Genomic DNA, 16285 nt, shown 5'->3' on the forward strand with positions numbered 1-16285 from the left:
TGACCCAGAACACGATCCACCATCGCGAATCTCCCTGCTCCAACCTCACAACAGAATCACTGATCGGCTTCTGTGCAAAGATCTCACAAGGGGAGAAGGAGAGGTCCCCGCTTAAGGCTTGCGGATAAAGGCCGCGCCCAGGATCGGCCCGGGCATGCCGTCCTTGCCGACCGACTGCAGCAGCACGGCGCAGCCGCCCTTCTTGGCGATCTCGCTCATCGGCAGTTCGTAGCGCTGCGCCTTGCCGTGCCACATGCCGGCGGTCTGGATGCTGGAGACGGCGTTCCAGTAGGTCATGCTGCGGCCGCTGTTTTCGCCCTTGCCGATCTTTATCGTCTGCGGCGGATTGAAATAGACGATGACGACATGCGCGTCGGTTGGGCCGGTCACAGCGTCGCCGGCATCGATCATGACGCGATCGCTGGTCCGGCTGACCTTGATGCCGACGCGCATGCCTTCGCCGACCCTCTCCATGCGGGCCAGCGCGCCGTCGACTTCCTTGCGGCTGGCGCCGTTGACATGGCTGCGGCCGTTTATGACGGCTTGCGGGGTGTAGACGGAACGACTGCCGAAGGCGCGCATATACTCGTATTGCCGCTCGGTATTTTCCTTGCGGCTCAGCGTGTCCTGCCAGCCGAGGTAATCCCAATAATCGACATGATAGGCGAGCGCGACGATGTCCTCTTTGGCGGCGAGCTCGGCGAAGAATTCATCTGCCGGCGGACAGGAGTTGCATCCCTGGCTGGTGAAGAGCTCGACGACGCCTAATGGCTTGTCGGTTGGCTCGGCAAGGGCCCTGCCGGCAAACGCCGAGAGGGCCAGCGCAAGGGCCGCAAGCCGCAATGGTCTTCGAGATGGCATAGCCGTTCCGATCCCGCCGGTGACGCCGGCTTTGTTCTGGTTGTCGAAATATGTGGCAGAAGCGGCAGTCAACGGGAAGTCACGTTGCGGTGAAATTTTGCCGTTGCAACCGCTGGCAAGGGCGCAATAGGTGGACTTGCACTTTACGATGGAAGCGATTCGGGCGGCAATCAGCATGTGGCAATCTCTCCTGGCGCCGGTCGACCTCTATTGCGAACGGACGGGGCCGGAATTCTGGGCCGAACCGCTAAATGCGCTGAGCAATCTGGCTTTTTTTGCCGCCGGGCTATGGGGTGTCTGGCAGGTGCGCAAGCGCGGCACCGGCACCTTCGCCGAAGTGCTGGCCTGGTGGGTGGTGGCGATCGGCGTCGGCTCGTCGCTGTTCCACACCTTTGCCAACCGTGGCACGGTCTGGGCCGACGTGCTGCCGATCGCCGGGTTCACGCTGGCCTACACGCTGTTCAACCTGCGGCGTTTTCTCGGCATGAAATGGGGCAAGGCGATCGCCATTTTCGTCGCCTTCTATGCCGTCGCCGGGCTGGTGACCTTTGCCGTGCCCGACTGGCTGCGCCAGGCGTCGAACGGGACGACCGGCTATCTGCCGCCCTTCCTGGCGCTCGCCTTCTTCGGCGCCATGGTGGCGGCCAGCGGCAACCGTGCCGGCTGGTACAATCTGGCGGGCTCGGCGATCTTCGTCGTGTCGGTCATCTGCCGGATGATCGATCCGCTGGTCTGCGGCGGCTTTCCGCTCGGCACGCATTTCCTGTGGCACATATTCAACGGGCTGATGCTCGGCGTGCTGCTGGCGGCGACAGCGCGGTTTGGAAAGCCGGGAATTAGGGCAGTAGGGCAGTAGGGCAGTAGGGGAATAAGTCGCTTCTCCTTGCTTCACCCTACTGCCCTACTCCCTTATTGCCCTACTCCCTTAAGCGGCCAGATCGCGCAGCACGTATTGCAGGATGCCGCCATTCTTGAAGTAGTCGAGCTCGTCCAGCGTATCGATGCGGCAGATGATCGGAACCTCTTTGACGCTGCCGTCGCCGTAGGTGATCCTGGCGATCATCTTCTGCCGCGGCTTGATGTTGCCCAGTCCGTCGATCTCGACCAGTTCGTCGCCCTTGAGGTTGAGCGAGGCCCATGAGGTGCCTTCCTCGAAGACGAAGGGGATCACGCCCATGCCTACCAAATTGGAGCGGTGGATGCGCTCGAAGGACTGGGCGATGACCGCGCGGACGCCCAGCAAATTGGTGCCCTTGGCCGCCCAGTCGCGCGACGAGCCGTTGCCATATTCGACGCCGGCGAAGATGACCAGCGGCACGCCTTCCTTCTTGTACCGCATGGCGGCGTCGTAGATCGATTCCTCTTCTTTCGACGGGTAATGGATGGTGTAGCCGCCCTCGCGGCCGTTCTCGCCCAGCATATGGTTGCGGATGCGGATATTGGCGAAGGTGCCGCGCATCATTACCTCATGATTGCCGCGGCGTGTGCCGTACTGGTTGAAATCGGCGACGCCGACGCCGTGGTCGGTGAGATACTTGCCGGCCGGCGAGGCCGCCTTGATCGAACCGGCCGGCGAAATGTGGTCGGTGGTGATCTTGTCGCCGAACAGACCGAGCACACGCGCGCCCTTGATATCGCCGATCTTGCCGAAGCCCGACGTCATGCCGGCGAAATAGGGCGGGTTCTGCACATAGGTGGAATTGTCGTCCCAGGCATAGGTCTGGCCTTCCGGCGCCTTGACGTTCTGCCAGTACTCGTCGCCCTTGAAGACGTCGGCATACTTGCGGGCGAACAATTCGCGCGTGACGTTCTTCTCGATGAATTCCTGGATCTCGACCGAACTCGGCCAGATATCCTTGAGATAGACCGGATTGCCGTTGCGATCCTCGCCGAGCGGCTCGGTGGTCAGATCCTTGGTCACTGTCCCGGCCAGCGCGTGGGCGACGACCAGTGGCGGCGAGGCGAGATAGTTCGCTTGCACGTCGGGCGAGACGCGGCCTTCGAAATTGCGGTTGCCGGACAAGACTGCCGCAGCAATCAAGCCCTTATCGTTGATGGTCTTGGAGATCGGCGCCGGCAATGGGCCGGAATTGCCGATGCAGGTGGTGCAGCCGAAGCCGACCAGGTTGAAGCCGATCTGGTCGAGCTCCTTCTGCAGGCCGGATTTCTCGAGATATTCGGCGACGACCTGGCTGCCCGGCGCCAATGAGGTCTTGACCCACGGCTTCTGCTTGAGGCCGAGCCGGTTGGCATTGCGCGCCAACAGCCCGGCGCCGATCAGCACGCTCGGGTTCGAGGTGTTGGTGCAGGAGGTGATGGCGGCGATGACCACATCGCCATGGCCAAGATCGTAGCTCGTGCCCTCGACGGCATAGCGCTTGTCGATTTCGGCGGCCTTCCTGTATTCGGACTCCATGGCCTTGGCGAAGCCAGCCGGAATGTCTTCAAGTGCGACCCGGCCTTCCGGCCGCTTCGGGCCGGCCATCGACGGGACGACACTGCCGAGATCGAGCTCCAGCAGGTCGGTGAAGACCGGATCGGCCGAGCCGGCATCGCGCCACAAGCCTTGCGCCTTCGAATAAGCCTCGACCAGGGCGATGCGGCTTTCGTCGCGACCGGACATTGTCAGATAGCGGATGGTTTCGCTGTCGACCGGGAAGAAGCCGCAGGTGGCGCCATATTCCGGCGCCATGTTGCCGATGGTGGCGCGGTCGGCCAGCGTCATGTTGGACAGGCCCGGCCCGAAGAATTCGACGAACTTGCCGACGACGCCCTTCTTGCGCAGCATCTGGGTGACGGTGAGCACCAGGTCGGTGGCGGTGACGCCTTCCCTCAGCCTGCCGGTGAGCCGGAAGCCGATGACTTCAGGCAGCAGCATGGAGACCGGCTGGCCAAGCATCGCGGCCTCCGCCTCGATGCCGCCGACACCCCAGCCGAGCACGCCGAGGCCGTTGATCATCGTGGTATGTGAATCGGTGCCGACGCAGGTGTCGGGATAGGCGGTGGTCTCGCCGTCTTCGCTGTTGGTCCACACGACCTGACCGAGATATTCGAGATTGACCTGATGGCAGATGCCGGTGCCGGGCGGCACGACGCGGAAATTGCGGAACGCCTGCTGGCCCCATTTCAGGAACTTGTAGCGTTCCTCGTTGCGCTCATATTCAAGCTCGACATTGCGGGCGAAAGCCAGTGGCGTGCCGAATTCGTCGACGATGACCGAGTGGTCGATGACCAGATCGACCGGCACCAGCGGATTGATGCTTTGCGGATCGCCGCCGAGCGAGGCCATGGCGTCGCGCATAGCGGCAAGGTCGACCACGGCTGGAACGCCGGTGAAATCCTGCATCAGCACGCGAGCCGGGCGATAGGCGATCTCGACGCCGGCGGTGCCCCGGTCAGTCAGCCAGCCGGCGACCGCCTGGATGCTCTCCTTGGTAACGGAACGGCCGTCCTCGTTGCGCAGCAGATTCTCCAGCAGCACCTTCATCGAATAGGGCAATTGGGCAATACCGGTGAGGCCGTTCTTTTCGGCCTCGACAAGGTCATAGTAGATGTACTCGGTGCCGCTGGCGGTCAGCGTGCGGCGGCAATTGAAGCTGTCGAGTGATTTGGACACGTGCGATCCCTAACTGTCGGTTGCCGGAAGGGAACGGACGCCAGTGGGCATGCAAATCACGCGCAAAGGTGCGGGTACGGCCATTTCCGCTATCCGTTCCCAAGCGTCCGGGCCGTTCAAGGCGGCACGCGCGCTGGTTCGGCGCAAATTCGGTTCCCGTGCCGACCGCTGGCACGGATGATGCGGATATAGAGAATTTTCTGGAATAGTTCTAGACACGGAATCGCCATTTTTGGTGCGGCGCACCGAAGCCGCGCCTGAACTTTCGGCGAAGGGGGACGGATGCGGCTGATCGCCGAAAATCTGGGCGGCGAACGCGGCGGCGAGACGGTATTTTCCGGCATCGAATTCGCGCTGGGGGATGGCCAGGCGCTGGTCGTCACCGGGCCGAACGGCGCCGGCAAATCGACGCTGCTCAGGATCGTCGCCGGACTATTGCCAGTGGCGGCAGGCCGTGTGCGGTTCGAAGGTGGTGGCGAGGACTTTCCGTCGGCCGCCTCGGCCTGTCACTATCTCGGCCACCTCAACGCGATGAAGACGGCGCTGAGCGTTACGGAAAACCTGTGCTTCTGGCGCGATTTTTCGGGCGCCGGTTCCGCGGCTGTTGAAGAGGCGCTGGAAACCGTCGGGCTGGGCGGCATCGGCCATCTGCCGTTCGGCTATCTCTCGACCGGGCAACGCCGCCGCGCGGCGATTGCAAAACTGCTGGTAAGCCACCGGCCATTGTGGCTGCTCGATGAGCCGACGGCAGGACTGGACAAGGCTTCCGAGGAGAGATTCGGCGAATTGATGGGGAAGCACCTCGAGAGGGGCGGGATCGTGGTTGCGGCGACGCATTTGCCGCTGGGGATCGAGGGGGCACAAGGGCTGGTGATGGGCGAGGCCGTTTGATGTTGGTGCTCTACGGCGCCCCCCTCTGTCCTGCCGGACATCTCCCCCACGAGGGGGGAGATTGGCAGCTTCGTCGCTGCGCTCAACTCTCAACGATCGAGATTGGCGAAGGCAGTCGTGACAGCCAATCTCCGCCCTTGAGGGGGAGATGTCCGGCAGGACAGAGGGGGGTGCCCAGGCGAAAGCATCTCACATCATGCTAGCCCTCTTCCTGCGCGACATCCGCCTGAGTATCCGCGCCGGCGGCGGGGCGCTTACCGGCGTGATTTTCTTTCTCGCCGTTATCGCGACCATCCCCTTCGGCGTCGGTCCCGAGCTGAAGCTGCTGGCCCGCATCGGCCCGGCGATCCTGTGGATCGCCGCATTGCTGGCCTGCCTGCTCGGCCTCGACCGGCTGTTCCAGGCCGACCGCGAGGACGGCTCGCTCGATCTTCTGGTGCTTGGCAACGACCGGCACATGCTGGCCTTGACCGTTCTGACGAAATGCCTGGCGCATTGGGCGGGAAGCGTGCTGCCGCTGGTCATCGCCGCTCCCTTGCTCGGCCTGTTCATGAACATGGAGCCCATCGGCATCGGTGCGACGGCGCTGACGCTTCTGGTCGGTACGCCGGCGATCACCTTCATCGGTGCCGCCGGTGCCGCGGTGGCGGTGGCGCTGCCGCGCGGGGGCCTGCTGATCTCGGTGCTGGTGCTGCCGCTAACCATTCCCGTGCTGATCTTCGGCGTATCAGCAAGCTATGGCGCGGTGGCGAACCCCGATCCTTTTCTGCAGCCCTTCCTCATTCTCGCCGCGCTGACCCTGTTCCTTGCCGTGCTCGGGCCGGTGGCGGCGGCGCTGGCGCTTCGGCACGGAACGGATTGATGTGGCCGCTGCGCATAGAGAACCCGATCTTTCTCCAGACAATCTACGGCAACTATCCGGACCTGTCTTCCGTCCAGGTAACCAAGGCCGAAATCAATCGTGAAGGGCCTAGCATGTACCTTTCCTTCATCTCGACCGTCCTCCCCTACCGGCCCCCCGCCAAATGGGCGGCGTTCAATGCCGTGTCTTTCGGGCTTGAGTTCATCGCGGTCGAATCGATTAGCCTTCGCAAGTTCCGGAGCCATGGCTGGAGTGCAATCAGGATGTGGGATGACGCCGGTAGAATCCTGCTTACCTGCGAAGGGGCTGTCAGGCTGTCTCTGACGTGCCAATACATGCGTATCAAAAACATATCAGGTGTTTTGCGTTCGCAGTGACCTTCGGCTTGCGATAACCGCAAATCTGCCGCAGACCCGTTCATTGCGACAAACAGCCGGTGAGGCTATGAATTCCGCCGTGAGAAGCCTTGGATCGGGAAAATGAGCGTTCACGCCCTTTATGTCACCGCCGCCTATGCGATCACGGCCGTGGTGCTGGGTGGGCTGATCGGCTGGATTCTGCTCGACCAGCGCGGCCGCAAGCGAGAGCTTGCCGAGCTGGAGGCATCCGGCGTGCGCCGGCGCTCCGATAAGGCAGTAAAATCATGAGCACGGAAACCCAAACACCGGCGCGCCGCCGCCTGATCGTGCTGCTGCCGCTGGTGGTCTTTCTCGGGCTGGCGGGATTGTTCCTGGCGCAGCTTTTGTCCGGGCGCGACGTGTCGGAAGTGCCGTCAGCGCTGATCGGCCTGCCGGCGCCGCAGACCAACCTGCCGGCGCTCGAAGGCACCAATTTGCCGGGCCTCGATTCAAAACAGTTCGCCGGCAAGGTGACGCTGGTCAACGTCTTCGCGTCCTGGTGCGCGCCGTGCCGCGAAGAGCATCCGGTGCTGCTGGCGCTGTCGCAGGACAGACGCTTCGTCATGGCGGCGCTGAACTACAAGGACCAGCCGGAAAACGCCCGTCGGTTCCTTGGCGATCTCGGCAATCCATTCCAGGCGATCGGCGTCGACCAAGCCGGACGCACGGCGATCGACTGGGGTGTCTACGGCGTGCCGGAAACCTTCGTCATCGGCAAGGATGGCAAGATCGCCTATAAGCATGTAGGGCCGCTGACGCCGGACTCGGCGCGGACGCTGCTGTTACCCGAAATCGAGAAGGCGCTCGCGGCTCCGGGCTGAGACACCTGAAACGCGATGGACGAACGAGACATCCGCGATCATTTTCTGGCACAGGCGAAAGCCTGCGATGGACTTGGCTCGCCTTTCACCGCGAATTTATGCCGTGCGCTCGCTAAGGTTCTCGACGCAAACACCAGGACCGGGCAGGCGGTGCTCGGTTGGCCGGGCGACGCGCGCGCCGACGCCCTCGCATTGCGGCTTTGCGGCGCGCTGCATGGGTTGGTCCTGACGGGTGCCAATGAGCGATTGGCACTGATCTATCCGCCCAACCAGACAAGCGAATCCGAGATCGCGGCGGTGCTGCCGGAGGCAATTGCGCGATCCGACGAGCGGATCGTCGCCGGCCTCGCCGGTGCGCCGCAGACCAATGAAATCGCCCGGTCGGCGATGCTGCTGCCTGGATTTCTGACAGTCGCGCGGGAAACCGGCCTGCCGCTGGACTTGTGCGAGATTGGCGCCAGCGCTGGGCTCAATCTCCTGTTCGACAGCTTTCACTACCGCTACGGCGATGCCGAGTGGGGCGACCGGACCTCCACCGTTCGGTTGGCGCCGGAGGTGCGCGGACTCGCTGTTCCGCTTGGTGGAGCGATCGACGTCCGCCACCGCGCCGGCTGTGACATCGCGCCGGTAGATGTCGCCGACGCAGCCACACGGTTACGGCTTCGGTCTTACGTCTGGGCCGATCAGGCTACGCGGCTGGCCCGGCTCGACGCTGCGCTGTCACTTGCCGAAAAGTTTCGACCGCCACTTGTCAAAGCGGACGCGGCGGATTTTGTCGGGAAGGCGCTGGCCGCGCGGCAGGAGGGTGGCGCTTTTGTGCTCTATCATTCGATCATGTGGCAATACCTGCCGCGGGCGACCAAGGACGCGATCATCGTCGCCCTGGAGCAGGCGGGCAGACAGGCCACGGCCGCTGCGCCTATCGCAAGGCTGAGGATGGAGCCGCGCGATCCCACAAACAATTGGGCGGTACTCAGCCTGACTTTATGGCCGGGCGGCGAGACGCACCGCCTGGCCCATTGCGATTACCACGGCCGCTGGATCGAATGGGTGGGCTAAGCCCGAGCCCATTCACTCAGCCGTAGATCTGCTTGTGGACCTGGTAGAGCATTTCTGAGCGGTCGGCGCGCATGTCGGCGAGGTCGCGGCTGCTGAAGCTGTCGATTTCGGCGACGAGGCGGTTGTAATGCCGGCGCTTGGCGATGCTGGCGCGAGCGCGGCTCATGAGGCTGTCGATGATCATAGCGAGTTTCCTTTTGCGCCGCATTTCGCGGCCAGTTGTTCCTCCCTTGATCGATACGGAGCATGACATAGTTATGGTGCATTGCAAAAATAAGATGTTGCAATGCACCATTGCGCTGGGCGCATAGCCGGTTAACGGGATGTGACCTGCCGTCCGGGCCAGCATTCGCATTCCATAATGCTCTGACGCATCATCGATCTTGCCATATCGATCGCAGGCTGGCTTGATCGCGCCCTTGCCAAGCGACTGCTACCGGGAGGAACCATGGCCAGCGAATTCTACGAAGTTCTCGATCCGCGCTTTTCGCGGCTTTTCAACGGCAATGCACAGGTGGACAGGCTGTTTACCGGCTGCCGATGGGCGGAAGGACCGGCCTGGTTTGCAGCCGGGCGCTATGTGGTTTGGTCCGACATCCCGAACAATCGCATGCTGCGTTACGACGAGACCGACGGCAGCGTCAGCGTGTTCCGTCAGCCGTCCGGCAATTCCAACGGCAACACCGTCGACCGGCAAGGCCGGCTGGTTACTTGCGAGCATTCCGGCCGCCGCGTCAGCCGCACCGAGCATGACGGCTCGGTCATCACCATCACCGACAAATGGCGCGGCAAGCGGCTGAACTCGCCCAATGACGCGGTGGTCAAGTCCGATGGCTCGATCTGGTTCACCGATCCGAGCTACGGCATCGATACCGATTACGAGGGCGACAAGGCCGAAAGCGAAATCGGCGCCTGCCATGTCTACCGGGTCGATCCCGGCACCGGCGAGACCGAGGCGGTGATCACCGACATGGTCAGGCCCAACGGGCTCGCCTTCTCGCTCGACGAGCGCCAACTCTATGTCGCGGATACCGGCCGCACGCATGGTGCGCAAAATCCGGCACACATCCGGGTGTTCAATGTCGGCCAGGGCGGCAAGACGGTCTCAGGCGAAAAGGTCTTTGCCGACTGCACCGCCGGCCTGTTCGACGGTTTCAGGCTGGATGCGGACGGCCGCATCTGGACCAGTGCCGCCGACGGGGTCCATTGCTACGATCCAGACGGGACGCTGATCGGCAAGGTCAAGGTACCGGAAGTCGTTGCTAATTGCGTGTTCGGCGGCAACAAGCTGAACTGCCTCTACATCGCCGGCACGACCTCGCTCTACATGGTCCGGCTCATGGTCAACGGCGCCAAAACCTACTGAGCGGCCGCCAAGCATATGCAAGGGAGGGAACCATGCCATTCGTGAATATCCGCCTGGTCAAGGAGGTGATTGCCGACGACCCGGCCGGCAAAAAGGCCGCGATCGCCGCCCAGGTGACGGCGGCCATCACCGGCGTCACCGGCCTGACCAACAACGATGTCTGGGTGGTTTTCGAGGAGGTCGCTGCACGCGACTGGTTCGTCGGCGGGACCGACGTCGAGACGCGGAGGAGCAAGGGATAGTTCCCGGCACAGATTGGCCGCAGCTCCTAGCGTCGTCATCCCGGGGGCGGAGCAGGAGCGAAACTCCGTCGCGGAGACCCTGGGATGGCGAAAGCACGGTCCGGCGTTCACCGCGAGCGGATGAACTCCGCGAAGGCGGATAGGGCATCGCGCATCGTCAGCCGGTTTTCCGGCTGCGACAAGATATCCTCCACCTCCGGCGGCTTCTTGCCGAGCAGCGCTATTTCGAGCGCTGCTTCCTCATGGAGCGCAAAAGACATTGTCCGCATGATCTCGACCAGTGCGGCGCGGGCAAACAGCGAGCGCGGCGAGGCATGCACCAGCATGGCTGGCTTGCCAACGGCGGCATCGCGCGACACCAGCCAGTCAAGCGCGTTCTTCAGGCCGCCTGGCACACCGTGGGCATATTCCGGGCAGGAGACGATGACGCCGTCAGCGGCGGTGACCGCATCGATCAGCACTGCTGCTTGCGGCGGCGTCCGCTCGCCTTCGTCGTCGGGGTTGAAGATCGGCAGCCGGCCAAGTCCATCGTAGACGAAGACGTGACAGTCCGGCGGCGCGTTTTGCGCGAGTGCCGCGACCAGGGCCGAATTGGTCGAGGCGGCGCGCAGGCTGCCGGAGATGGCGAGGATGTTCAGCAAAGGAATGGAGACCGGCTTGGGCGATTCGTTGCCGGGCACGCTACCACATGGTCTCCCTGTATTCCTCATCCAGCCAGCGGTCGGTCGCCTCGGCCGAATCGGCGAGCGCCAGCTGGTCGCGCAGGATCTGGCCGAGCGTCGGCAGCGTCGCGCGGTCGTACCAGCTCTCCGGCTTCCACAGTTCGGAGCGCATGAAGGCCTTGGCGCAATGCATATAGGCGGCCTTGACCGTCACCACGACGACGCTTTGCGGCGCCTTGCCGTCGACCGCCAGCCGCTCGCGTAACGCCGCATCGACGGTGATGCGGGCATCGCCGTTGACACGCAGCGTCTCGTTCATGCCGGGAATGAGGAAGAGCAGCCCGACCGAGCGATTGAGAAGGATGTTCTCCAGCGTGTCGAGCCGGTTGTTGCCCGGCCGGTCGGGGATGGCGATGGTCTTCTCGTCGAGCACTGCCACAAAACCCGGCCTGTCGCCCTTGGGCGTCACATCGGCATTGCCGGCGCCGTCGGACGAGCCGATCAGCACGAACGGGCTCTTGCCGATGAATGAACGGCAGTGGCCGTCCAATGTCTTCAATTCCTTGCGGATCGAGCCGTCGGTCAGCCGAGGCGTCTTGTAGATCGTCCTCAACTCGTCGCGAGTGGTGATGAATTCCATGCCCTCTCCCCTTATTCTGATGCAATTCCCTAGGGAAAACGCTACGCGCTTTCCCGGGAAAACCGCTACACACTTTCCTGGAATTGCTCTATTTGCCGGCCTTCTCTTCCTTGCCGGCCTTGTCCTCGAGCGAATGGCGCAGGATCAACGGCATTTGGCTTAACGTGAAGACAAGGGTAATGGGAATCGTGCCCCAGACCTTGAAATAAAGCCAGGCTTCCTCAGAAAAGTTGCGCCACACGATCTCGTTCAGCGCAGCCAGAAAAAGGAAGAAGAGTCCCCATCGGAAAGTGAGCTTGCGCCAGCCTTCGGCGTCGAGATTGAAGGCGGAATCAAAGACATAGCCCAACAGCGATCTGCCAAACGCCAACCCGCCAAGCAACGTGATGCCGAACAGGCTGTTGATGATTGTCGGCTTCATGAAAGCGAAGGTCTTGTCCTGCAGCCACAGCGCCAGCGCGCCAAACACAAACACCACGATGGCCGAGACCAACGGCATGATCGGCCAGCTTCGCGTCAAAATCCACGAAACGCTGAGCGATAGCGCCGTCGCCACCATAAAGAACGCTGTGGCAATCAGGATAGGCTCGCCGATATGGCCGAGGATCGGAAACTTCCCGACAAGCCACGCGCCGCGGATGGTGGTGAAAAAGAACACCAGGCCAGGCCCGAGTTCGAGCAGGAATTTCAGGCCGGGGTTCAACGCCCTGCGTCGCGGATCGGACGGGTCGCCTTCGAGGATGGGTGGGTTCATAGCGTCCTTCTTACGCATGATCCAATCCAAAGAGCCTGCAACTTTTCGGAATCATGCTCGTCAAGCCACTCCAGCGATCGCCCTGGCGAATTCGCTTGCGGAAAAGGGTTCGAGGTCGTCGACCTGTTCGCCGACGCCGATGAAATAGACCGGCAATTTGTGCTTTGCCGCGATCGCCACCAGAATACCGCCGCGCGCCGTGCCGTCCAGCTTGGTCATTACCAGGCCGTTGACGCCGGCGACATTGCGGAAGATCTCGACCTGGTTGAGCGCATTCTGGCCGGTGGTGGCATCGACCGTCTGCAGCACGGTGTGCGGCGCTTCCGGATCGAGCTTGCCCAGCACCCGGACGATCTTTTCCAGTTCCGCCATCAGTTCGGTCTTGTTCTGCAGCCGCCCGGCGGTGTCGATGATCAGCACGTCGGAGCCGGCCTCCTTCGCGCGCTCGAATGCATCGTAGGCGAGGCCGGCGGCATCGGCGCCGAGCTTCGAGGCAATGACCGGCGAGTTGGTACGCTCGCCCCAGATCTTCAGCTGCTCGATCGCGGCGGCGCGAAAAGTGTCGCCGGCGGCGAGCATCACCGAGAGGCCGCCATCGGTCAGCTTTGCCGCCAGCTTGCCGATGGTTGTGGTCTTGCCGGTTCCGTTGACACCGACGACCAGGATGACATGCGGCTTGTGGCTGAGATCGAGTTCTAGCGGCATGGCGACATGGGTTAGTACCTTCTCCACCTCGGCCGCCATGATGGCGCGGACTTCGGTGTCGGAGACGTCCTTGCCGTAGCGGCTGGCGGAGAGCGCGTCGGTAACGCGCAAAGCCGTCTCCATGCCGAGATCGGCGCGGATCAGCACATCCTCCAGGTCCTGCAGCGTGTCCTCGTCAAGCTTCCGCTTGGTGAAGACGCCGGCGATGTTGCCCGACAACTCCTTGGAAGAGCGGGCAAGCCCGTCTCGCATGCGCTGGAACCAGGAGCGCCTCGGCGCCGGTTCGGGCGCCTTCTGCGGCTCGGCTTTCTGCTCGACCTTCTTGGTTACGGTGACTTTGCCGGGGGCGGGCTTTGGCTCAGGTTGCGGAACGGCTTCCGGCTCGGGCTTTACCTCCCCCTCGATGGGAGGGTGGGGCGCCGGCACGACCTCCGGTTCGGGCGCGATCTCGGTCAAGATCGGTTTCGTCTCGGCCGGCGCTGGCTGGCGGATCGGGGGCGGTATTTCGGCGGGCGGGACTTCGTGCACTGGCGCTGGTGAGGGAGCCTCGGTGGGCACTACCGGCACTTCGACGGGTGCAGGTTCCGGCTGGGAGGGGACGATTTCTGGCTGCTGCGGCTCGGCCCGGATCTCCTCCGGTTCCTCAGCAGGCGTTTCCGGCTCGGGTGGAATGGTCGGCGGCGGCTCAGGCTTCTGCTCTTCCGGCGCCGGTTGCGGTGCCGGAGGCAACTCTGGTTCGACTGGCGGTGGAGGTACGGCTTCGACTTCGGGCCGCGATTCTTCGCGTTTCAAAAACTCCGGGACGGCCTGCTCGGCGGCCGGTTTCAGCGCCTCCAGTTCGTCCCATTTGATCGGCGGCAGCGGCGCGGCCTCGTCTGGCCGCTCCTCGACGACTTCCTTCTTGCCGAACGAAAATATCTTCTTGAAAAACCCAGCCATGTCTTGCGCTCTCAGGCGGCGCGGGCGGCAAGCGGCGCGGCGATCAGTCGGATACCGTCATGGCCGGCGATATCAGCCTCGACAATGTCGCCCGGAGCGCCGGCAGAGACCGCGGCCAGCGTAAACCCTTCGGTGCGGCCAAGGCCGTCACGCTCGATCAGGATCGACTGATGCGTTCCAGCGAGCGAGGCAAGATGGCGGCGATAGGCGGCCTCGCCGGCGGCGCGCAGGCGTGCCGCGCGTTGCTTGACGACGACGCGGCGGAGCTGCGGCATGCGCGCGGCGGGCGTGCCCTGGCGCGGCGAAAACGGGAAGACGTGGAGATGCGTCAGGCCGCATTCCTCGACGATCTCCAGCGAGTTTTCGAACATGGCGTCCGTCTCGGTCGGGAAGCCGGCGATGATGTCGGCGCCGAAAACAATGCCGGGGCGCAGTTTGCGCACATCCTCGCAAAAGCGGATCGACTGGTCGCGGCTGTGCCGGCGCTTCATCCGCTTCAGGATCATGTCGTCACCCGATTGCAGCGACAGATGCAGATGCGGCATCAGCCTCGGCTCGGTGGCGATGGCGTCCAGCAGATCGTCGTCGGCTTCGATCGAGTCGATCGAGGAAAGCCGCAGGCGTTTCACGTCTGGCACCTGCTTCAGGATGGTCTTGACCAATTTGCCGAGCTTCGGTGCGCCCGGCAGATCGGCGCCAAAACTGGTCATGTCGACGCCCGTCAGCACGATCTCGGCATAACCATTGCCGACGAGTCGCTTGATCTGCTCGACCACGGCGCCCATCGGCACCGAGCGCGAATTGCCGCGACCGTACGGAATGATGCAGAAGGTGCAGCGGTGGTCGCAGCCGTTCTGCACCTGGACAAAAGCGCGCGCCCGGCCCTCGATGGCGTCGACCATGTGGGCGGCCGTCTCGCGCACCGAAAAGATATCGTTGACGCGCGCCTTCTCAGTGTCGTTGATGCCGAAATCCGGCAGCGCGCGATAGGAATGCGCCTTCAGCTTTTCCTCATTGCCGAGGACGAGATCGACCTCGTCCATGGCGACGAAATCCTGCGGGCCGGTCTGCGCGGCGCAGCCGGTGACGATGATGCGGGCGGCCGGGTTCTCACGGCGGGCTTTTCTGATCGACTGCTTGGCCTGGCGTACAGCCTCGCCGGTGACGGCGCAGGTGTTGAAGATGATGGCACCGCCTTCGAGGCCGCCGAGGCCCGCACTTTCGGCTTCACGCCGCATCACCTCGGATTCATAGGTGTTCAGCCGGCAGCCGAAGGTGACGACCTCGATACCCTTGTTGCCAAGAGGAGCCATCAGGCGGCGCTTTCGGTGTCGCGCGCCCACGCCCCGGTCGACGGATCGAAGCTGCCGGAAAATTCCCATTCGGCGGCACCGGTGAGGATGACGTGGTCGTCGTCGCGCCACAAAACATGCAGCGAGCCGCCGCCGGGCGTCATCAGCGTGACGCCGCGGCCGGTACGCCGGGTGCGGGACGCGGCGACCACAGCGGCGCAAGCAGCCGTGCCGCAGGCCTTGGTCAGGCCGGCGCCACGCTCCCAGGTGCGGATGGCCATGGTCTCCGGCGAGGTCACCTGCGCGATGGTGATGTTGGCGCGCTCGGGGAAGATCGGATGGTTTTCGAGCAGCGGGCCGAAGCGCTCGAGCTCGTACGACCAGACTTCGCGGTCGACCCAGAAGATGGCGTGCGGATTGCCCATCGAGACGACCGACGGCGAATGCAGCACCGGGGCATCGATCGGGCCGATCTGCAGCTCGATCATGCGGGTGTCGCGGAATTCCTCGGCCAGCGGGATGTCCTGCCAGCCAAAGCGCGGCCTGCCCATGTCGACCGAGATCATTCCGTCGGCATGTTCCTCGGCATTGAGGATGCCGGCGACTGTTTCAAAGGCAAATGTCTTCTGGCCGGTCTCGGCGGCGAGCGCCTGGACGACACAACGCATGCCGTTGCCGCAGGCTTGCGCCCTGGTTCCGTCGGAATTCAAGATGTCGATGAAAAAGGCGGTGCCCGGCGTCCTGGGGTCGTGGATCGCCATGATCTGGTCGAACCTGGTCGCCGCATCGGCATTAAGCGCGACGGCTGCCGCAGGCGCCACGCGATCGGCACGGCCACGCATATCGGCAACGATGATTTCGTTGCCGATGCCGTTCATCTTGGCGAAAGGGGCCGCGCTTGCCATCGATCGAAAGGTCTCTTGCCGGTTTGGCGCCTATATGGCGGATAGCGGCAGAAATTACCAGCGCGGCGTGATTTTCAAGTCACCGCGAAGACGCCAAGCACGATCAGCAGGAAGATGATCAGCACGATGCCGATGAGGATGCGCGCGCCGGTGGCGGCGGCTCCGGCCAGTGCCGGCATGCCGAGCAGGCTCGCCGCGGCCGCGATAATCAAAAGAATGATGATCCACCTGATCATGAGAGACACCTCGCAGCCGACAGGTTTGAACACCTA

General features: G+C 63.3%; 19 protein-coding genes. 9 read left to right on the plus strand and 10 right to left on the minus strand.

The window, feature by feature from the left end; genetic code table 11:
• Nucleotides 1-111: 111 nt before the first annotated feature.
• Nucleotides 112-861 (minus strand): DUF1223 domain-containing protein, encoded by a 750-nt coding sequence (locus tag NKH04_RS14135; RefSeq protein ID WP_352470828.1) that lies wholly within the window; start codon nt 859-861, stop codon nt 112-114.
• Nucleotides 862-1036: 175 nt separating this feature from the next.
• Here NKH04_RS14135 and NKH04_RS14140 point away from each other — a divergent pair, with 175 nt between their 5' ends.
• Nucleotides 1037-1717: a ceramidase domain-containing protein gene (locus NKH04_RS14140; protein ID WP_352470827.1), complete on the plus strand. Its 681-nt coding sequence runs from the start codon at nt 1037-1039 to the stop codon at nt 1715-1717.
• A 69-nt stretch (nt 1718-1786) separates the two neighbouring features.
• Here the strand turns inward: NKH04_RS14140 and acnA are convergent, their stop codons facing one another.
• On the minus strand, nt 1787-4477 hold the full coding sequence (gene acnA / locus NKH04_RS14145; protein ID WP_352832352.1) for an aconitate hydratase AcnA: 2691 nt from the start codon (nt 4475-4477) through the stop codon (nt 1787-1789).
• A 282-nt stretch (nt 4478-4759) separates the two neighbouring features.
• Between acnA and ccmA the strand changes: the two genes are divergently transcribed.
• From ccmA to NKH04_RS14175, 6 genes are all read left to right on the plus strand, one after another.
• Nucleotides 4760-5368, plus strand: coding sequence for a heme ABC exporter ATP-binding protein CcmA (gene ccmA, locus NKH04_RS14150; protein WP_352832355.1), 609 nt, complete (start codon nt 4760-4762; stop codon nt 5366-5368).
• A gap of 196 nt (nt 5369-5564) precedes the next feature.
• Nucleotides 5565-6230 (plus strand): heme exporter protein CcmB, encoded by a 666-nt coding sequence (gene ccmB, locus NKH04_RS14155; protein ID WP_352470824.1) that lies wholly within the window; start codon nt 5565-5567, stop codon nt 6228-6230.
• Nucleotides 6230-6607: an Imm50 family immunity protein gene (locus tag NKH04_RS14160; RefSeq protein ID WP_352832358.1), complete on the plus strand. Its 378-nt coding sequence runs from the start codon at nt 6230-6232 to the stop codon at nt 6605-6607. Before ccmB ends, NKH04_RS14160 begins: the two co-directional genes overlap by 1 nt.
• A gap of 102 nt (nt 6608-6709) precedes the next feature.
• On the plus strand, nt 6710-6877 hold the full coding sequence (ccmD, locus tag NKH04_RS14165) for a heme exporter protein CcmD (protein WP_352456348.1): 168 nt from the start codon (nt 6710-6712) through the stop codon (nt 6875-6877).
• Nucleotides 6874-7449: a DsbE family thiol:disulfide interchange protein gene (locus tag NKH04_RS14170; protein WP_352491647.1), complete on the plus strand. Its 576-nt coding sequence runs from the start codon at nt 6874-6876 to the stop codon at nt 7447-7449. Before ccmD ends, NKH04_RS14170 begins: the two co-directional genes overlap by 4 nt.
• A 15-nt stretch (nt 7450-7464) precedes the next feature.
• A complete protein-coding gene (locus NKH04_RS14175; RefSeq protein ID WP_352491646.1) occupies nt 7465-8508 on the plus strand; it encodes a DUF2332 domain-containing protein in 1044 nt (347 codons plus the stop codon).
• Nucleotides 8509-8524: 16 nt separating this feature from the next.
• On the opposite strand, the gene NKH04_RS14180 is transcribed toward NKH04_RS14175, so the two are convergent.
• Nucleotides 8525-8692 (minus strand): hypothetical protein, encoded by a 168-nt coding sequence (locus tag NKH04_RS14180; protein ID WP_023721879.1) that lies wholly within the window; start codon nt 8690-8692, stop codon nt 8525-8527.
• A gap of 264 nt (nt 8693-8956) precedes the next feature.
• Here NKH04_RS14180 and NKH04_RS14185 point away from each other — a divergent pair, with 264 nt between their 5' ends.
• The gene (locus tag NKH04_RS14185; RefSeq protein WP_352767356.1) at nt 8957-9874 is read left to right on the plus strand and encodes an SMP-30/gluconolactonase/LRE family protein; all 918 of its coding nucleotides are present in this window, start codon (nt 8957-8959) and stop codon (nt 9872-9874) included.
• 32 nt (nt 9875-9906) lie between these two features.
• On the plus strand, nt 9907-10116 hold the full coding sequence (locus tag NKH04_RS14190; protein WP_352540817.1) for a tautomerase family protein: 210 nt from the start codon (nt 9907-9909) through the stop codon (nt 10114-10116).
• A 107-nt stretch (nt 10117-10223) separates the two neighbouring features.
• Here NKH04_RS14190 and NKH04_RS14195 read toward each other — a convergent pair whose 3' ends face one another.
• From NKH04_RS14195 to NKH04_RS14225, 7 genes are all read right to left on the minus strand, one after another.
• Entirely contained in the window at nt 10224-10757 is a 534-nt protein-coding gene (locus NKH04_RS14195) for an NADPH-dependent FMN reductase (protein WP_352767671.1), read from the minus strand.
• Between the two features lie 40 nt (nt 10758-10797).
• Nucleotides 10798-11418 carry a pyridoxamine 5'-phosphate oxidase family protein gene (locus NKH04_RS14200; protein WP_352685342.1) on the minus strand — a complete coding sequence of 207 codons (621 nt, stop codon included), beginning with the start codon at nt 11416-11418 and terminating at the stop codon, nt 10798-10800.
• 88 nt (nt 11419-11506) lie between these two features.
• On the minus strand, nt 11507-12172 hold the full coding sequence (locus NKH04_RS14205; RefSeq protein WP_352493215.1) for a septation protein A: 666 nt from the start codon (nt 12170-12172) through the stop codon (nt 11507-11509).
• Between the two features lie 60 nt (nt 12173-12232).
• A complete protein-coding gene (ftsY, locus tag NKH04_RS14210; RefSeq protein WP_352873138.1) occupies nt 12233-13816 on the minus strand; it encodes a signal recognition particle-docking protein FtsY in 1584 nt (527 codons plus the stop codon).
• 11 nt (nt 13817-13827) lie between these two features.
• Nucleotides 13828-15129, minus strand: a complete 1302-nt coding sequence (mtaB, locus tag NKH04_RS14215) for a tRNA (N(6)-L-threonylcarbamoyladenosine(37)-C(2))-methylthiotransferase MtaB (protein ID WP_352850296.1) — start codon at nt 15127-15129, stop codon at nt 13828-13830.
• Nucleotides 15129-16013, minus strand: a complete 885-nt coding sequence (gene dapF, locus NKH04_RS14220) for a diaminopimelate epimerase (RefSeq protein ID WP_352832365.1) — start codon at nt 16011-16013, stop codon at nt 15129-15131. The genes mtaB and dapF overlap by 1 nt, the downstream gene beginning before the upstream one ends.
• 74 nt (nt 16014-16087) lie before the next feature.
• The gene (locus tag NKH04_RS14225) at nt 16088-16249 is read right to left on the minus strand and encodes a DUF1328 family protein (RefSeq protein ID WP_031195454.1); all 162 of its coding nucleotides are present in this window, start codon (nt 16247-16249) and stop codon (nt 16088-16090) included.
• Between the last annotated feature and the right edge of the window lie 36 nt (nt 16250-16285).

Source organism: Mesorhizobium sp. M1365 (assembly GCF_040317865.1).
Lineage (GTDB): Bacteria > Pseudomonadota > Alphaproteobacteria > Rhizobiales > Rhizobiaceae > Mesorhizobium.

Bases quoted from the DNA above. Each gene is read 5' to 3' on its own strand.
- NKH04_RS14135 (WP_352470828.1), bottom strand. From the start codon at position 861: ATGCCATCTCGAAGACCATTGCGGCTTGCGGCCCTTGCGCTGGCCCTC.
- NKH04_RS14140 (WP_352470827.1), top strand. From the start codon at position 1,037: ATGTGGCAATCTCTCCTGGCGCCGGTCGACCTCTATTGCGAACGGACG.
- ccmA (WP_352832355.1), top strand. From the start codon at position 4,760: ATGCGGCTGATCGCCGAAAATCTGGGCGGCGAACGCGGCGGCGAGACG.
- ccmB (WP_352470824.1), top strand. From the start codon at position 5,565: ATGCTAGCCCTCTTCCTGCGCGACATCCGCCTGAGTATCCGCGCCGGC.
- NKH04_RS14160 (WP_352832358.1), top strand. From the start codon at position 6,230: ATGTGGCCGCTGCGCATAGAGAACCCGATCTTTCTCCAGACAATCTAC.
- ccmD (WP_352456348.1), top strand. From the start codon at position 6,710: ATGAGCGTTCACGCCCTTTATGTCACCGCCGCCTATGCGATCACGGCC.
- NKH04_RS14170 (WP_352491647.1), top strand. From the start codon at position 6,874: ATGAGCACGGAAACCCAAACACCGGCGCGCCGCCGCCTGATCGTGCTG.
- NKH04_RS14175 (WP_352491646.1), top strand. From the start codon at position 7,465: ATGGACGAACGAGACATCCGCGATCATTTTCTGGCACAGGCGAAAGCC.
- NKH04_RS14180 (WP_023721879.1), bottom strand. From the start codon at position 8,692: ATGATCATCGACAGCCTCATGAGCCGCGCTCGCGCCAGCATCGCCAAG.
- NKH04_RS14185 (WP_352767356.1), top strand. From the start codon at position 8,957: ATGGCCAGCGAATTCTACGAAGTTCTCGATCCGCGCTTTTCGCGGCTT.
- NKH04_RS14190 (WP_352540817.1), top strand. From the start codon at position 9,907: ATGCCATTCGTGAATATCCGCCTGGTCAAGGAGGTGATTGCCGACGAC.
- NKH04_RS14200 (WP_352685342.1), bottom strand. From the start codon at position 11,418: ATGGAATTCATCACCACTCGCGACGAGTTGAGGACGATCTACAAGACG.
- NKH04_RS14205 (WP_352493215.1), bottom strand. From the start codon at position 12,172: ATGAACCCACCCATCCTCGAAGGCGACCCGTCCGATCCGCGACGCAGG.
- ftsY (WP_352873138.1), bottom strand. From the start codon at position 13,816: ATGGCTGGGTTTTTCAAGAAGATATTTTCGTTCGGCAAGAAGGAAGTC.
- mtaB (WP_352850296.1), bottom strand. From the start codon at position 15,129: ATGGCTCCTCTTGGCAACAAGGGTATCGAGGTCGTCACCTTCGGCTGC.
- dapF (WP_352832365.1), bottom strand. From the start codon at position 16,013: ATGGCAAGCGCGGCCCCTTTCGCCAAGATGAACGGCATCGGCAACGAA.
- NKH04_RS14225 (WP_031195454.1), bottom strand. From the start codon at position 16,249: ATGATCAGGTGGATCATCATTCTTTTGATTATCGCGGCCGCGGCGAGC.